We start from the raw sequence: 15,586 nt of genomic DNA, 5'->3' as shown, positions 1-15,586 counted from the left end.
CTCAGGCGATCCGGCGTGCGCCCGCCGAGGGCACCGCGCTGAACCACTTCGGCGCCCCGAAACCGGCTCCCGCGAAGGCCTTGGCGATCGCCTGCCCGACCCGGTCGGCCGTGCCCTCGGGCACCAGCGCGATGATGCAACCGCCGAAGCCACCGCCGGTCATGCGCGCGCCCAGCGCGCCGTGGGCGCGGGCGGTCTCGACGGCCAGGTCGACCGTCGGCACCGTGATCTCGAAGTCGTCACGCATCGAGGCATGCGAAGCATCGAGCAGTGGCCCCAGGTCGGCGACGCGTCCGGCGCGGGCCAGGTCGATGGCCTCGAGCACGCGATGGTTCTCGGTGACGACGTGGCGGGTGCGCTTCACCAGTTCGTCGCCGTGGGGTGCCAGCGTGGCGAGTGCGGCGGCCAGGTCGTCCACGTCGCGCAGCGCCGGCACGCCCAGCAGGCCTGCGGCCTTCTCGCAGGTGGCGCGGCGCGAGGAGTATTCACCGTCGACGTGGCTGTGCGGGGTCATGGTGTCCAGCACCAGCATCTCGAGGCCGACGCTGGCGAAATCCATCGGGACCTGCTGGGTCTCGAGTGAGCGGCAGTCCATGAACAGTGTGTGACCCAGGGTGCACAGCGTCGAGGCGGCCTGGTCGAGCAGGCCGGTGGGTGCGCCGACATAGGCGTTCTCGCAGCGGCGGGCGAGCACGGCACGTTCCATGGGGTCGATGTCGAGCCCGTACAAGTCGACCAGGGCAGCGACGGTGGCGCATTCCAGCGCCGCCGAGCTCGAGAGGCCCGCGCCGATCGGCACGCTGCATTCCAGCACCAGGTTGACCCCACCGACCTGGTGACCCGCCTCGCGCAGTGCCCAGACACAGCCGGTCAGGTAGTCGGCCCACACCCGGGCCGCGGCACCGGGGGCATCGAACGGCACCAGGTCGTCGACCGAGGTCTCGACGGTCTCGTCCAGGTCGAGCGAGGTCACCACGATGCGGCCGTCATCGCGGCGTGCGGCGGCGACCATGGCCGAGCGGGTCAACGCGAAGGGCATCACGAAACCGTCGTTGTAGTCGGTGTGCTCACCAATCAGGTTCACCCGGCCCGGTGCGTCCCAGACGCCGGCGGGCCCGGCCCCCCACCGCTGCGTGTACGCAGCGGTCACGGCGTCGCGGCGTGCACCGTGCTCTGCCACGGCGGCGGGGGACTGGTTCATTCGTCGTCCTCGTCATCCAGCCTGGCCAGCCACGTGGCCAGGCGTTCCACTGGGTTCTCGAACTCGGGGTTGAGGTCGACGAAGGTGCGCATCTGCTCGGCGAGCCAGGCGAACGTCACCTCTTCATCGCCCCTGCGTGCCTCGAGTTCTTCAAGGCCCCGGTCGGTGAAGTACATCAGAGGCCCTCGAAGGCACGGCTCATGAGTTCGGCCTCCTGCGCCTTGTGCTGCTTCATGGTGCCCACCGACGGTGCCGACGCGTACGGACGCGCGACCACCTGCATGCCCGAGACGTCCACGGCGGCGCCCCGCGCCTTCAGGGCGTCGGCCAGGTGGATCTTCATGAAGTGCCACGATCCCTGGTTCTCAGGCTCGTCCTGCACGAACTTGACGTCGGTGACGTGGGCGTAACGCGCCAGGATCGCCGTCAGCGCCTCGTCGGGCAGCGGGTAGAGCCGCTCCAGCGAGATGATGGCGACCTTGCCCTCCAGGCCGCGCTTCTCACGTTCGGCGACCAGGTCCCAGCGCACCTTGCCCGAGCACAGCACAATGCGCTGCACCTGCGACGGGTCGACGATCGACGGGTCGTCGAGCGCTGGTTCCCACTTGCCGCTGGTGAACTGCTCGGGCTGCGACGCGGCCGGCTTGCTGCGCAGCATCGACTTCGGGGTGGCGATCATCACGGGGCGGTGCCAATTGACGTACGCGTGCTGGCGCAGCAGGTGGAAGTGGCTGGCCGCGGTCGACGGCTGGCACACCGCCAGGGCGTTCTCGCTGCACAGCTGCAGCCAGCGTTCAATGCGCGCCGAGCTGTGGTCGGGCCCCTGACCCTCGTAGCCGTGCGGCAGCAGCATCACGACGCCCGACTTCTGCGTCCACTTGGCATTGCCCGAGGCGATGAACTCATCGATGATCGTCTGGGCGCCGTTGGCGAAGTCACCGAACTGGGCTTCCCACGCCACCAGGGCGTCGGGACGGGCCACAGAGTAGCCGTACTCGAAGCCCATGACGGCGTACTCGCTGAGCAGCGAGTCATAGACCTCGAAGCTGGCCTGGTCGTCGCTCATGTGGCGCAGCGGCAGGTATTCCTCGTTGGTGACGCGGTCGACGACACCGGCGAAACGCTGGGTGAACGTGCCGCGGCGCGAGTCCTGACCCGTCAGGCGCACGGGTCGTCCCTCGAGCACCAACGAACCGAACGCCAGGATCTCGGCGGTCGCCCAGTCGATGGGCCCCTCCATGATCTGCTTGGCGCGGCGCTCGAGCTGCGGCAACACCTTCGGGTGCACCGTGAAGTCGTCGGGGAACGACGTGTGGGCGTTGGCGACCGACTGCATCATCGCGGGTGTGATGGCAGTGCCGCCGGTGCTGCTCGACTTGATCGGGTAGACGGGCACCTTGCGGTACTCGTCGTCGACGACCGGGGTGGCCCGGGCTTCCTTGAACACCTCTTCGAGGCGGCTGCGGAACCGGTCGAGCACCTGCTCGGCGTCGTCGATCGAGATGTCGCCACGGCCGATCAGCGATTCGGTGTACAGCTTGCGGGTCGACCGCTTCTGCTCGATCAGGTCATACATCTTCGGCTGGGTGAAGCTGGGGTCGTCGCCCTCGTTGTGACCGCGGCGGCGGTAGCAGACCAGGTCGATGACGACGTCCTTGTGGAACCGCTCGCGGTACTGGAACGCCAGTCGGGCAGCCATCACGCAGGCGTCGGGGTCGTCGCCGTTCACGTGCAGGATCGGTGCCTGGATGGTCTTGGCGACGTCGGTGCAGTACGTGGACGAGCGCGATTCCTGCGGTGAGGTGGTGAAGCCCACCTGGTTGTTCACGACGATGTGGATCGTGCCGCCCGTGGTGTAGCCACGCAGCTGGCTCATCTGCAGGGTCTCGTAGACGACGCCCTGGCCCGAGAACGATGCATCGCCGTGCAGCAGGATCGGCAGCACGCCGAAACCGCCACCGAGCACGTCCTGCTTGGCCCGGGTGATGCCCTCGAGCACCGGGTTGACGGCCTCGAGGTGGGACGGGTTCGCGGCGACCGATGCCTTCACGGTGGCGCCGGACGGGGCCACGAACGTGCCCTCGGCACCCAGGTGGTACTTGACGTCGCCCGTGCCCTGGGAGTTGCGGGGGTCGATGTTGCCCTCGAACTCGCGGAAGATCTGGCCGTAGTTCTTGCCCACGATGTTGGCGAGCACGTTCAGGCGGCCGCGGTGCGGCATGCCGATCGTGACTTCGGCCAGACCCTCTTCGGCGGCGCGCTCGCAGACCTCGTCGAGGGCCACGATCACCGATTCACCACCCTCGAGCGAGAACCGCTTCTGGCCGACGAACTTGGTCTGCAGGAAGGTCTCGAAGATCTCGGCCTCGTTGAGCTTGTCGAGGATGCGCAGGTGCTCTTCGCGGGGCAGCGAGGTGTGGGTCTTCTCGAAGCGCTCCTGGAACCACTCGCGTTCGGTCAGGTCGGCGATGTGCATGTACTCGATGCCCAGGGTGTGGCAGTACGAGCTGCGCAGGATGTCGAGGATCTCGCGCAGGGTCAGGTAGGCACGGCGCTGGCCGCCGAAGTGGCCCACGGCGAATTCCCGGTCGAGGTCCCAGATGGTCAGGCCGTGGGTGTCGAGTTCGAGGTCGGTGTGGGTGCGGGCCTTGTACTCGAGCGGGTCGATGTCGGCGGCGAGGTGGCCAATCTGGCGGTAGGCCTGGATCAGCTCGACGACGCGGGCGGCCTTCGGCACCTGGTTGGTGCGGTGGCCCGAGATGTCGTTGGCCCAGCGCAGCGGTGCATAGGGAATGCGCAGGCTGGTGAACATGTCGTCGTAGAAGCCATTGGCGCCGAGCAGCAGGTCGGCGATGGTCTTGAGGAACTCACCGCTGGCCGCGCCCTGGATGATGCGGTGGTCATAGGTCGAGGTCATCGTCGTGATCTTCGAGACGCCCATCTCGTTCAGCCGGCTCACCGAGTTGCCCATGAACTCGGGCGGGTAGTCGATCGAGCCCATGCCCAGGATGACGCCCTGGCCGTTCATGAGTCGGGGCACCGAGTGGCTGGTGCCGAGGCCGCCGGGGTTTGTCAGCGAGGCAGTGGTGCCGGCGAAGTCGTCCACCGTCAGCTTGTTGTTGCGCGCCTTGCGCACGATGTCTTCGTAGGCGGCCCAGAACTGGGCGAAGTCGAGCGAGCCTGCATCCTTGATGGCGGGCACCAGCAGCTGGCGGGTGCCGTCGGGCTTCGGGACGTCGATGGCCAGGCCCAGGTTGATCTGGTCGTTGACGACCAGCGTCGGCTTGCCGTCGACCTCTTCATAGGAGTTGTTCATGTCCGGGATCGCCTTGAGCGCCTGGACCATGGCATAGCCGAGGATGTGGGTGAAGCTGACCTTGCCACCCTTGGACCGCTTCAGGAAGTCATTGATCAGGCCGCGCTGGTCGATCACGAGCTTCATCGGCACGTTGCGCACCGACGTCGCGGTCGGCATGGTCAGCGAGGCGTCCATGTTCTTGGCGGTGCGCATCGGCGCACCCTTCATGGGCTTCTTGACCGGGCCCGTCGAGGTCGAGGCAGGACGACGGCTGGGGTCGGGGCGGTCGGCACCGATCGGGGCCGTGCTGGCCGAGTGGGACGACTGGGCCATGGGGGTGGCCTTCGCGGGGGTCACCGGCGCCGGGGGAGCGGTCGTCGTCGTGGCGGGCTGGGCTGGCGCTGGGGCCGGCGCCTGGGCCGCAGGTTGGGCGGGTCGGGCATGCTCGGCAGGGATCGCGGCGGGCTGCGCGGGCGCTTCGACGGCAGGGGGCGGGGTCGGCGAGGCGGGGGCAGACCCCTCGGCGGCGAAGAACTCGCGCCAACTCGCATCCACTGACTGCGGGTCCTTCAAGAACTGGTCACGCATCTCGTCGATGAGCCAGTCGTTCGCACCGTAATCAAGAGAGGGATCTGTCTGCGACATGTCGTTACCTGGTGGCCGAGGCCACCGTTAGCCTTCTTCCGCGATCTCGAGTCGTCCGGGCGCCAATGCCCGCCGCGAACGACTCTATCTGTTGGGTCGGAATCGTCCCAACCAACAACCCGTGTCTGGACGCGTGTTTTTCCTGGTGTTTCAGTCGCCGCGACGTCCCGGACGCGCGGGCTCGTCGAGCCTGTCGATCTGCTTCAGGGCCGCGGCATCGAAGCCAACCTCGAACAGTTCGTCGGACAGGTCGTCGTCCGCCACCTCGTCCGGGGTGTCGTGGCGCCCAGCAGCCCGCTCGGCAGTCAGGTCCGCCCACGTCCAGACCGTGGCGATGACGGCCATCACCAGCAGCAGGGCATTGCGGGCCACGAGCACTCCCGTGTGTTTCACCGTGGGGATGGCGCCGATGATCTGGCCATAGAAGACGGGGTAGACCTGTTGGGTCAGGAAGGCCGCGAACAGGGTCAGGGCGGCCAACAGGTGTGCCCGCGCCCGCATGGTGTGCGTGTGTGCCAGCGCGAGCAGCGCAGCCACAGGGGTGCCCAGCCACAGCAGGTACTGGGGCGACAGGGTCTTGTTGGCCACCAGCATGAACAACACGATGCTCGTCATCGCCAGGGCCAACAGGTCGGCAGGCAACTGCTTGCGGACGAACACCACCACGACCATGCATGCAGCAGACAGCACGGCCAGCGCCATGACGACATCCGAGAAGCGCATCCACGCATCGGTGCCGGGGCCGAAGATCTCGAAGGCGTTGTACTTGCTCATCTCAACCGTCCAGCCCCGGGGGTCGCGCGAGCGCTGCCACATCAGCCAGGTGGCCGGCACCGACTCGACCTGCAGGCCGCGGTCGGACTGCCATGTCAGCGGCGAGATGAGTCGTTGCCAGCCGCCGTGCAGGAACGCCAGCCCCGCCAGTGCCGCACCCGTGACGGCAAACCACACCGTGCGCAGCACGGCGGCGCGCGACCGGCCCATGAGCGGGGCGATGAGCATGGCGGGCCACAGCTTCAGGCCCGCGCCCAGCGCGACCAGCGCCCCGCTCACCCGGGGGTGGCGGGTGACCAGCAGCGCCGCGACGCCGACGACGAACGCGGGCGCCATGTCGTAGCGGAACCAGATGAGCGCCCCGAAGAACGTGACGAAGGCATTCCAGAACAGCAGCGCCCGCAGTGTGCCGCGCCGCCACAGCAGCACGCAGAAGGCGGCGTCCAGGGCTGCCATCGCCAGGCCGAACGCGAGTTGGTAGGTGTTCTGGTCATTGCCGAACACACGCAGCGAGTCGAGCAGCCACACCACCGGCAGCGGGTATTCGACCAGCCGTTCGGTGATGCCGACGTCGTGGTTGAGCCACCACAGGTAGTAGTTCACGTCACTGCGGATGAACTGGTACTTGTCGTACCACTCGCGCAGCACCCACGCGCGGCTCAGCAGGAACAGCAGGATCCAGACCCACGCCGCCCCCAACGCACGGCGCACGTGGCGCCACCACACCGGGGGCTGGTGGCCGTGCCCATCACCGGTCCACCAGCTGGTGGCCGTGCGCCACCAGGACGCCGCCCGCTGCCCTGCATCCGGGTCGGGGGCGGGGAACGTCGGCTCGGGGCCGCTCGCATGCCGCCCGGCCGCAGCGCTCACGACGGCACGCTCTCGCGGTGCGCGGTGGGCCGGGTGGCTGGTTGCCGCTGGGGTCGTACGAAATGCCAGATCCAGCGAAGCGTCCAGGCCAGCAGCAGCACGATGCCGATGTTGCGGGCCGCCAGCACCAGCGTCACGACCGACATGCCCAGACTGCCCTGCACCAGCGGTCCGTAGCCGATGGGGTAGACGATCTGGGTCAACGCGGTCAGCACCAGCACCACCCAGCCCATGCGGCTGAGCCGGCGCTGGTCACGGGCATGGATCCGCTCGCGTTCCGCACCGGTCTGGTCGAACGAGACGACCGCGAACCCGGCGGCCAGCGGCCCACCGAGCCACATGATGTACTGCGGCGAGAATGTCTTGTTGGTGACGATGATGATGAGCACGACCAGCAGCATCAGCGCGGCCGATTCGACCAGGCGGTGCTGGGGACGGCGCCACCACAGCACGTACAGCACCACGGCGCCGACGTAGCCGATGATGGACGAGGCCGACGCCAGCGCCAGCATGAACCCGTCGCCCGGGCCCCAGACCTCGAAGGCCTGGAATGTCGAGATGCCGACCCAGTACTCGTCCTTGGCGACGATGCGGGCCAGCATCAGCGGGGTGGCCCAGACCGACTCGACCTGCAGCGCACGGCCCGACTGCCAGGTCAGGGGCGAGAGCAGCCGGTCCCAGCCGGCCCACAGCAGCGAGACCAGCGCCAGCAGCCCGCCGAAGCCGAACACCCCGATGGTGGCCCGCACCGCACTCCTGCGGTCGCGGCACAGCGCCGGCCACATCAGGGCCGGCCAGAGCTTCGTGGCGGCGCCCGCACCGATCAACATGCCGGCCAACCAGTGCCTGTTCTTGGTCAGCGACACCAGCGCCCAGCCCGACAGCACCGCCGGGATCAGGTCGAAGCGCAGGTAGGCGGTGGGCCCGACCAGCGCGAGGAAGGCCGTCCAGAACAGCAGCGCATGCGCGCGCAGGCGGCCGCCGTTGCGCCACATGCTGTACGAGAAACCGGCGTCCAACGCGAGCATGCAGGCGACGAACGCGACGACATAACCCACCTTGGTGCCAAGGCCCAGCAGGTAGGGCAGGTAGAGCAGCCAGATGACCGGTGTGGGGTACTCGACGAGCGTCTGTTCGGGGCCCAGCGTCGCCAACTGGTCGATCTTTGACCAGTAATAGACAACATCGCCCTGGGTGGACGGGGCGATGATGAGCCAGACGGCGAAGACGAGCACGCGCGCCCCCACCCAGACCTTGAGCAGGTTGCGCCCGTCCTGGGCCCAGTCGGTGCCGGGGAAGTTGGTGATGCGGTAGCGCAGTCTGAGCAGGCGGCCCGGCTCGTCAGTGGTCACTGCGAGCCTCCCGTCCCGTTCAGTGCGGTGCAGTTCAGTGCGGTGCTGTTCAGTGCTGTGGCGCCCCCGGCAGGATTCGAACCTGCGCTCCCGCCTCCGGAGGGCGGTGCTCTATCCCCTGAGCTACGGGGGCCCGGCGTCTGGGCCTAGGCAATGCTAGCAGCACTGGACGACGCTCATGGACGCAGGCGGTCCGTCGATAGTCTGGCGGCGTGTTGCGACCGAATCGTGCGTTCCTGGTGCTGCTGTCCGTGCTGCTTGCCCTGACCGGGTGTGTCAAGCAGGCGGCGCCCGAACCGGCCGTGATCCGCGACGGTGCCCCACCGTGGGCAGCGCCGCGTGACGGGGTCAGCTACCTCGACAGGGCAGGTCTTCCGCAGTTGCCGCTCGACGACCGCAGCGACCCGTGGATCGTGCAGCTCAGCATCACCATCGACGGCCAGGCCGTCGAGGTGGCGCGTCACATCGGCGTGGATCGTCCACGCGCCCTGCAGGCACCCGTGCACACCCACGACACGTCGGGGCAGGTCTGGCTCGAGGGGCGGGGCAACCGCGAGGTCACCCTCGGGCAGTTCTTCACCGTGTGGGGCGTGCGGTTCACCGACCAGTGCCTCGGCGCGGCCTGTTCCGGGCTCACGGTCACGGCTGACGGTGCGCCCGTGAAGGATGCCCGCGCACTGGTGCTGCGTGGGGTCAAGCAGGTGACGATCAGCGCCACGACTTCCTGAGGGACCACGACTGCCTGAGGGCCGCCCAGCGGCGGCTGGGCGGGGCGTGCGGGAAACGTGGAAGAATCGGTGACTGCGTCGTTCGTCCCCCCGGACCCGCCCACAGACTCAAGTACCCAGACCAACCCGACCAAGGTGATCAATGACCCACACCCACGTTGCCGGTGCCATCCACGCTGACGTGTCCTCACCCGGCCCCCAGTGGCTGCAGCGGCCCGCCGACATCAACGCTCTCGACCCCGCGTTGTGGAGCGAGACGGTGCGGCGCGACCACGACGGCGTGCTCACTGTCGGTGGGCTGCGCGCTGATGACCTGATCGCCCAGCACGGCTCGCCGCTGTACGTCGTGGACGAGCGCGACCTGCGCACAAGGGCACGCGCGTTCGCGGATGCCTTCGCGGGCTGGGACGTGTACTACGCCGCCAAGGCATTCATCTGCCGCGCCGTCGGGCGCTGGGTCGCCGAAGAAGGCCTGGGTGTTGACGTGTGCAGCCTGGGCGAGCTGCGGGTCGCGCTCGAGGCCGGGGTTGAGCCCCGCCGCATCGGTCACCACGGCAACAACAAGTCCGTCGAAGAGCTTGAACTCTCGGTGGGCAACGGGGTGGGCCGCATCATCGTCGACTCGTTGCAAGAGATCGAGCGGCTCGAAGAGATCTGCCGACGTCATGAGGTGCGGGCGCGGGTGCTCGTCCGCGTCACCGCCGGCGTCGAGGCCCATACCCACGAATACATCGCGACCGCGCACGAGGACCAGAAGTTCGGGTTCTCGATCAGCAACGGCCAGGCGATGGTGGCCATGGTGCGCTGCCATGTCAGCCCGCACCTCGAACTGCTCGGCATCCATTCCCACATCGGGTCGCAGATCTTCGCGACCGACGGCTTCGAGGTGGCGGCACGGCGCACGATGAAGCTGCTGCACCAGTTCACCGACGCGACCGGGGTGGCGCTGGCCGAACTAGACCTGGGCGGTGGTTTCGGCATCCGCTACACCGAGGCCGACTCACCGGCCACCCCCGATGCGCTGGCCACCAACCTGCGCGACATCGTCGAGCACGAGGCCCGCGCCTACCAGATGGACGTGCCCCGCATGTCGATCGAGCCCGGCCGCGCCATCGTCGGCCCGAGCACCCTGGCCCTGTACACGGTGGGCACGGTGAAGCCGGTCGACCTCGACGGTGGCGCCCAGCGCATCTATGTCTCGGTCGACGGCGGCATGAGCGACAACATCCGCCCGGCGCTGTACGCAGCGCAGTACTCGGCCGTGGTCGCCAACCGCACCACTGCCGAGCCGACGGTGCTGTGCCGGGTGGTCGGCAAGCACTGTGAGTCGGGCGACATCCTGGTGCACGACGTGTTCCTGCCGGTTGACATCGCCCCCGGCGACGTCATTGCCGTGCCCGCCATGGGCGCCTATTCGCGCAGCCTGGCCAGCAACTACAACCACGCCACCAAGCCCGCTGTGGTCTCGGTGCGTGACGGCGCGACGAGCACGCTGCTGCGGCGCGAGACACTTGATGACCTGCTGGCACTCGACGTGAGCTGAGGACTGAGATGACCATCCCCGCACCCACCCGCACGCTGAACGTCGCCATGCTCGGCTGTGGCACCGTCGGGTCGCAGGTGGCCCGGCTGATCCTGGGCCAGGCCGATGACCTGGCCGCACGCACCGGTGCACACCTGAACCTGGTCAGCATCGCCGTGGTCAATGCGCACAAGGCGCGTCCCGGCATCGACAAGTCGCTGTTCACCACCGACTCGCAGGCGCTCGTCGAGCGCACCGACCTCGACATCATCATCGAGGTGATGGGTGGCGTCGAGGGCACCCGTGAGCTGGTCGCCGAGGCGCTGGGCCGCGGAACGAGTGTGGTCACCGCCAACAAGGCGCTGCTGGCCGCCCACGGCGCCGAGCTGACCACCATCGCGCACGAACACGGCGCCGACCTGTACTACGAAGCCGCCGTCGCGGGAGCGATCCCGATCATCCGGCCACTGCGGGAATCACTGGTGGGTGACGAGATCACCCTGGTGATTGGCATCGTCAACGGCACGACCAATTACATCCTCGACCAGATGACCTCGCACGGCGCCGACTATGCCGACGCGCTGGCCGAGGCCCAGCGGCTGGGCTATGCCGAGGCCGACCCCACCGCCGATGTCGAGGGCTACGACGCCGCCGCCAAGGCCGCCATCCTGGCCACGTTGGCGTTCCACACGAGCGTGCACTTCGACCAGGTCTATTGCGAGGGCATCAGCCAGCTCACGGCCGCCGATGTGACGGCGGTGGGCAGGCTCGGGTTCGTCCTCAAGCTGTTGGCAGTCGCCCAGCTGGCTGAGGACGACCAGATCAGCGTGCGCGTACACCCCGTGATCCTGCCCCAGTCGCACCCGCTGGCGTCGGTGGGTGGTGCCTACAACGCGATCTTCGTCGAGTCGCGCGCCGCCGGACGACTGATGTTCATGGGTCCTGGTGCTGGTGGCGAGCCCACCGCCTCGGCGGTCATGGGCGACCTGGTCACTGTGGCCCGCAACCGGGTGCGCGGTGTGGCCGGGCCGGCACCGACCAGTTACACCGACCGCGTCGTGGCGACGATGGGTGACACCGAGTGCTCGTACTACCTGAGCTTCGAGGTGGCCGACCGTCCGGGTGTGCTGGCCCAGGCCGCGAGCGTGTTCGGCTCGCACGGGGTGTCGCTGCACACGGTCTCGCAGATCCCCGGCGACGAGGGCGACCCGGGGCGTGACGTGCCCAGCGCGACGCTGGCGATCATGACCCACCGCACCCGCGAGCATGTCATCCGTGACTGCGTCAAAGAGCTCGAGGGTTCGCCGTTCCTGCGGGGCCGCGTGCGGTTGTTGCGCGTCGAGGGCGTGAAGTGAGCGAGGACGGCCCGATGCCGATCGGGGTCAGGGTGGCGGCCACATCGGCCAACCTTGGCCCCGGGTTCGACGCCATGGGGCTGGCGCTCGACTGGTATGACGAAGTCACGCTGACGCCCGGGCCGACGCTGGTGGTCGAGGTCGAGGGCGAGGGTGCCGAGCGGGTGGCCCAGGACGAGCGCCACCTGGTGGTCTCGACGATCCGGCGCGGGCTGGCCGCCTTCGGGCACCCGGACCCCGGCATGGCCTTCACGCTGCGCTGCCACAACCGCATTCCGCATTCGCGGGGCATGGGTTCGTCGGCTGCGGCGATCGCGGCCGGCTATGGACTGGCCTGGCAGCTGGCCCACCCCGGGCAGGATTTCGACCTGGCGGCGATCTGCGACCTGGCCTCAGACGACGAGGGCCACCCCGACAATGCGGCCGCCGCGGTCTACGGCGGGGCAGTGCTGGCCTGGACCCGTTCCGGCGCGACGGACCAGAGCGAGCTGGGCACGGTGACAGGCGTCGCGCACCTGCGCCTCGACCCGGGCATTCGGGCCCGGGTGTTCATCCCGCAGTTCGAGTTGCCCACCGCCCAGGCACGGCAGGTGCTGCCGGACGCGCTGCCGCGCCCGCAGGTGATCGCCCAGGCGAGCCGCGCGGCGCTGCTGGTGCATGCGCTGGCCGGGGACCCCGACCTGTTGCACGAGGCGACGTTTGACTGGCTGCACCAGAACCAGCGCGGGGCCCTGATGCCACGCACGCTCGACCTGCTGCACCGGCTGCGTGGGGCCGGTGTGGCGGCCGTGGTCTCGGGAGCAGGCCCGACGGTGCTGGCGCTGGGCACGACCGAGCAGTTGGCGGCGGCCGATGCCGTGGACCGGGCCGGGTTCGAGATGCACGAGCTGGCGGTGGGCAGGGGCTTGCGGGCCTGGTGAGGTCGCCGTGGTGCGTGTTTGTTCCGGCGACACGCTCGTCCACCCTGATTCACGCTCACGCGATCTGGCTGCTAGGCTTGCGCCAGACGCAATGGCACCACCGTATTGAGGTGTCAGGGTTCGCCCCGGGGAAATTGGCTTCGGCATCGTGACCCCAGGCTGCACGCCGCGAACGAATGCGCGCACCACTTCATCCTTGCTGCAGCCCCGCACGGGGGTTGCCCAGCAGGAGTGGACCCCGCTCTTTGCCGGGTTGCCCGCAATCACGAAGCAGTCGTGAATCCCCATCAGGCCATTGCCTCACGCCGCACAGCATGTGCATTCCACTCTGGAAGGAAACGAGTGAGCGAACAGACCCAGACTGGCGGTCTGGACAAGAAGCTGCTGCCCGAACTCAAGTCGATGGCAGCGTCGCTGGGCATCAAGGGCACCAGCGGCATGCGCAAGGCAGACCTGATCGCCGCCATCAAGGCAGGCGGGGGTCGCAGCGCAGGCTCGTCCGCACCGACCCAGCAGGCCCCCGCGAAGGCCCCGCAGGACGAGCCCCAGCAGGGGCAGCCGACGCAGGGGCAGGGCGACCAGCGACGCGACCGCAACCGTCGCCGCCGGGGCAACGACGACCGCGGCGCCAACCAGCAGCAGCCGGCGCTGGTGCCGGGTGGTTCGACGGCCGACGAGGTCGGCGCACGTCTCGAGGCTCTTGCCGGGGGGCGTGGCGGCGACAGTTCCGCACAGTCCGAGCGCCAGCAGAACCGCGAACAGACCCAGCAGCGCGACCAGAACCAGCAGCGCGACCAGAACCAGCAGCGCAACCAGCCGTCCAACGGCTCACAGGGCGGTTCACAGGGTGGCTACGACGACGGTGATGGCGGTGGCCGGCGCAACCGGCGCCGTCGCCAGCGCGACCGCCAGAACCGTCGCCAGCGCGGCGGCACGTCCGTGGGCATGGAGGCCGAACCGACGGTCAGCGACGACGACGTGCTCGTCAATGTTGCGGGCATCGTCGATGTCGGCGACAACTACGCCATGGTGCGCACCTCGGGCTACCTGCCCGGGCCGAACGACGCCTACCTGTCGCTCACGCAGGTCAAGAAGTACGGTCTGCGCAAGGGCGACGTGGTGACCGGAGCCCAGCGCCAGGCCCGCGAGGGCGAACGGCGCGAGAAGTACAGCCCGCTTGTGCGCGTCGACAGCATCAACGGCGTCGAGCCCGAGCAGATGCGCCACCGTCCCGAGTTCAACAAGCTGATACCGCTGTACCCGCAGCAGCGCTTGCGCCTCGAGACGACGCCCAACAACATGACCGGTCGCATCATCGACCTGGTCAGCCCCATCGGCAAGGGCCAGCGTGGTCTGATCGTGGCCCCGCCCAAGGCCGGCAAGACGATGATCATGCAGCAGATCGCCAACGCGATCGCGGCCAACAACCCCGAAGTGCACCTGATGGTGGTGCTGGTCGACGAACGTCCCGAAGAGGTCACCGACTTTCAGCGCACCGTCTCGGGCGAGGTCATCTCGTCGACGTTCGACCGGCCCGCCGAAGACCACACGCTGGTCTCGGAACTGGCGATCGAGCGCGCCAAGCGACTGGTCGAACTGGGCCATGACGTCGTGGTGCTGCTGGACGGCATCACGCGCCTGGGCCGCGCCTACAACCTGGCGGCACCGGCATCGGGCCGCATCCTGTCCGGTGGTGTCGACTCCGCTGCGCTGTACCCGCCCAAGAAGTTCTTCGGCGCCGCCCGCAACATCGAGAACGGCGGCTCGCTGACCATCCTGGCGACGGCGCTCATCGAGACCGGCTCGCGCATGGACGAGGTCATCTTCGAGGAGTTCAAGGGCACCGGCAACATGGAGCTGCGCCTGCAGCGAAGCCTGGCCGACAAGCGCATCTTCCCGGCCATCGATGTGGACTCCTCGGGCACCCGCCGTGAAGAACTGCTGCTCGGCCGCGAAGAGCTGGCGATCATCTGGAAGCTGCGTCGTGTGCTCTCGGGCCTCGACCACCAGCAGGCGCTCGAGATGCTGTTGAGCCGTCTGCGCAAGACCCAGACGAACAACGAGTTCCTGGCCGTGATCTCGAAGACCACGCCGAACCCGGAGGACGGGCGCTGAGCCGATGGCCCGGGTCGAGAACGACCAGCTGAGGCTGTGGGGCAGGCTGACGGCTGCGGCACTGACAGGTGTCGTGGCCGGCCTGCTCGTGCCGCTGCCCCCGGGGGCGGCACCGTTCACCCCGGCCCTGGTGGGTTTCATCGTCGGGTCGGTGGTCTTCTGTGTGCCCCTGCTCGTCCGGGCCATGGCACACGACGAGGAACAGACACGGGCCCGCGTCGACGGGTTGGGCGAGAGTCGCAGCGTGCTCGACGTGCTCATCGTGCTGGCGGCGGTGACGGGGCTGGCCGCAGTGGCCACGATGCTGGTCGGGGCCCGCACCAGCGGTCCGGGCGGTGTGTTCAACCTGGTGGTGCCGGTGGCGGCGGTGGTCGCGGCCTGGGTGCTGCTGCACACCGGCTATGTGCTGCGCTATGCCAAGCACTATGTCAACGCCGAACCGGGCTGCATTGGTTTCGCCGGTGACGGCGAGCCGGTGATGTCGGACTTCGTCTACCTGTCGTTCTGCCTGGGCATGACCTACCAGGTCTCTGACCAGGAACTGAAGACCACGGCAGTGCGCCGCATCGTGTTGTGGCACACGCTGCTGAGCTATCTGTTCGGCACTGTCGTGATCGCCTCGACGATCAACCTGCTCGTCGGGCTTGCAGGCACCGGGGGCTAGGTACAGCCAGGCGCACGTGCGCGGTTCCGGTTTGGTGATCGGGCCGGTCTGGGGAATAATTGGACGGCGCTACCGGTTCACGCTGCGTCCGCCGGACACGGTCTGCTGGTCCATGGGGGCCACGACCTGGCGACCCGGTAGA

The 15,586-nt window shown here is 68.5% G+C and carries 11 protein-coding genes and 1 tRNA gene; 6 read left to right on the top strand and 6 right to left on the bottom strand.

All coding sequences use genetic code 11. The features are described 5' to 3' along the window. Position 1: 1 nt before the first annotated feature. From galK to ACQCX5_RS02330, 6 genes are all read right to left on the bottom strand, one after another. The gene (gene galK / locus ACQCX5_RS02355) at positions 2 to 1,201 is read right to left on the bottom strand and encodes a galactokinase (protein ID WP_434540376.1); all 1,200 of its coding nucleotides are present in this window, start codon (positions 1,199 to 1,201) and stop codon (positions 2 to 4) included. Further along, the gene (locus ACQCX5_RS02350) at positions 1,198 to 1,377 is read right to left on the bottom strand and encodes a DUF6104 family protein (RefSeq protein ID WP_434540375.1); all 180 of its coding nucleotides are present in this window, start codon (positions 1,375 to 1,377) and stop codon (positions 1,198 to 1,200) included. Before ACQCX5_RS02350 ends, galK begins: the two co-directional genes overlap by 4 nt. Then, the gene (locus ACQCX5_RS02345; RefSeq protein WP_434540374.1) at positions 1,377 to 5,144 is read right to left on the bottom strand and encodes a multifunctional oxoglutarate decarboxylase/oxoglutarate dehydrogenase thiamine pyrophosphate-binding subunit/dihydrolipoyllysine-residue succinyltransferase subunit; all 3,768 of its coding nucleotides are present in this window, start codon (positions 5,142 to 5,144) and stop codon (positions 1,377 to 1,379) included. Before ACQCX5_RS02345 ends, ACQCX5_RS02350 begins: the two co-directional genes overlap by 1 nt. A 150-nt stretch (positions 5,145 to 5,294) precedes the next feature. Then, positions 5,295 to 6,788 (bottom strand): glycosyltransferase 87 family protein, encoded by a 1,494-nt coding sequence (locus ACQCX5_RS02340; protein ID WP_434540373.1) that lies wholly within the window; start codon positions 6,786 to 6,788, stop codon positions 5,295 to 5,297. Continuing rightward, positions 6,785 to 8,140: a glycosyltransferase 87 family protein gene (locus tag ACQCX5_RS02335; RefSeq protein ID WP_434540372.1), complete on the bottom strand. Its 1,356-nt coding sequence runs from the start codon at positions 8,138 to 8,140 to the stop codon at positions 6,785 to 6,787. The genes ACQCX5_RS02340 and ACQCX5_RS02335 overlap by 4 nt, the downstream gene beginning before the upstream one ends. A gap of 58 nt (positions 8,141 to 8,198) precedes the next feature. Next, a tRNA-Arg gene (locus tag ACQCX5_RS02330) sits at positions 8,199 to 8,273 on the bottom strand. Positions 8,274 to 8,352: 79 nt separating this feature from the next. On the opposite strand from ACQCX5_RS02330, the gene ACQCX5_RS02325 reads away from it, so the two are divergent. The 6 genes from ACQCX5_RS02325 (at position 8,353) to ACQCX5_RS02300 (ending at position 15,444) form a co-directional block, all read left to right on the top strand. Continuing rightward, positions 8,353 to 8,868: a hypothetical protein gene (locus ACQCX5_RS02325; protein WP_434540371.1), complete on the top strand. Its 516-nt coding sequence runs from the start codon at positions 8,353 to 8,355 to the stop codon at positions 8,866 to 8,868. Positions 8,869 to 9,010: 142 nt separating this feature from the next. Further along, a complete protein-coding gene (lysA, locus tag ACQCX5_RS02320) occupies positions 9,011 to 10,411 on the top strand; it encodes a diaminopimelate decarboxylase (RefSeq protein WP_434540370.1) in 1,401 nt (466 codons plus the stop codon). A gap of 8 nt (positions 10,412 to 10,419) precedes the next feature. Next, entirely contained in the window at positions 10,420 to 11,745 is a 1,326-nt protein-coding gene (locus tag ACQCX5_RS02315; protein ID WP_434540369.1) for a homoserine dehydrogenase, read from the top strand. 14 nt (positions 11,746 to 11,759) lie between these two features. Further along, complete coding sequence (thrB, locus tag ACQCX5_RS02310; RefSeq protein WP_434540711.1) at positions 11,760 to 12,665, top strand: homoserine kinase; 906 nt, start codon at positions 11,760 to 11,762, stop codon at positions 12,663 to 12,665. A gap of 342 nt (positions 12,666 to 13,007) precedes the next feature. After that, positions 13,008 to 14,780, top strand: a complete 1,773-nt coding sequence (gene rho, locus ACQCX5_RS02305; protein ID WP_434540368.1) for a transcription termination factor Rho — start codon at positions 13,008 to 13,010, stop codon at positions 14,778 to 14,780. 4 nt (positions 14,781 to 14,784) lie between these two features. Then, positions 14,785 to 15,444: a DUF1345 domain-containing protein gene (locus ACQCX5_RS02300; RefSeq protein ID WP_434540367.1), complete on the top strand. Its 660-nt coding sequence runs from the start codon at positions 14,785 to 14,787 to the stop codon at positions 15,442 to 15,444. Positions 15,445 to 15,586 lie beyond the last annotated feature (142 nt).

Source organism: Aestuariimicrobium sp. G57 (assembly GCF_050110855.1).
Classification (GTDB): Bacteria; Actinomycetota; Actinomycetes; order Propionibacteriales; family Propionibacteriaceae; genus Aestuariimicrobium.
The sequence above is the reverse complement of the archived record's forward strand: the minus strand, read 5'-3'. Positions and strand labels throughout refer to the sequence as shown.

Excerpts from the sequence above, each read along its gene's own strand:
- ACQCX5_RS02350 (WP_434540375.1), bottom strand. The coding sequence starts at position 1,377 with ATGTACTTCACCGACCGGGGCCTTGAAGAACTCGAGGCACGCAGGGGC.
- ACQCX5_RS02300 (WP_434540367.1), top strand. The coding sequence starts at position 14,785 with ATGGCCCGGGTCGAGAACGACCAGCTGAGGCTGTGGGGCAGGCTGACG.
- galK (WP_434540376.1), bottom strand. The coding sequence starts at position 1,201 with ATGAACCAGTCCCCCGCCGCCGTGGCAGAGCACGGTGCACGCCGCGAC.
- thrB (WP_434540711.1), top strand. The coding sequence starts at position 11,760 with ATGCCGATCGGGGTCAGGGTGGCGGCCACATCGGCCAACCTTGGCCCC.
- ACQCX5_RS02315 (WP_434540369.1), top strand. The coding sequence starts at position 10,420 with ATGACCATCCCCGCACCCACCCGCACGCTGAACGTCGCCATGCTCGGC.
- ACQCX5_RS02345 (WP_434540374.1), bottom strand. The coding sequence starts at position 5,144 with ATGTCGCAGACAGATCCCTCTCTTGATTACGGTGCGAACGACTGGCTC.
- lysA (WP_434540370.1), top strand. The coding sequence starts at position 9,011 with ATGACCCACACCCACGTTGCCGGTGCCATCCACGCTGACGTGTCCTCA.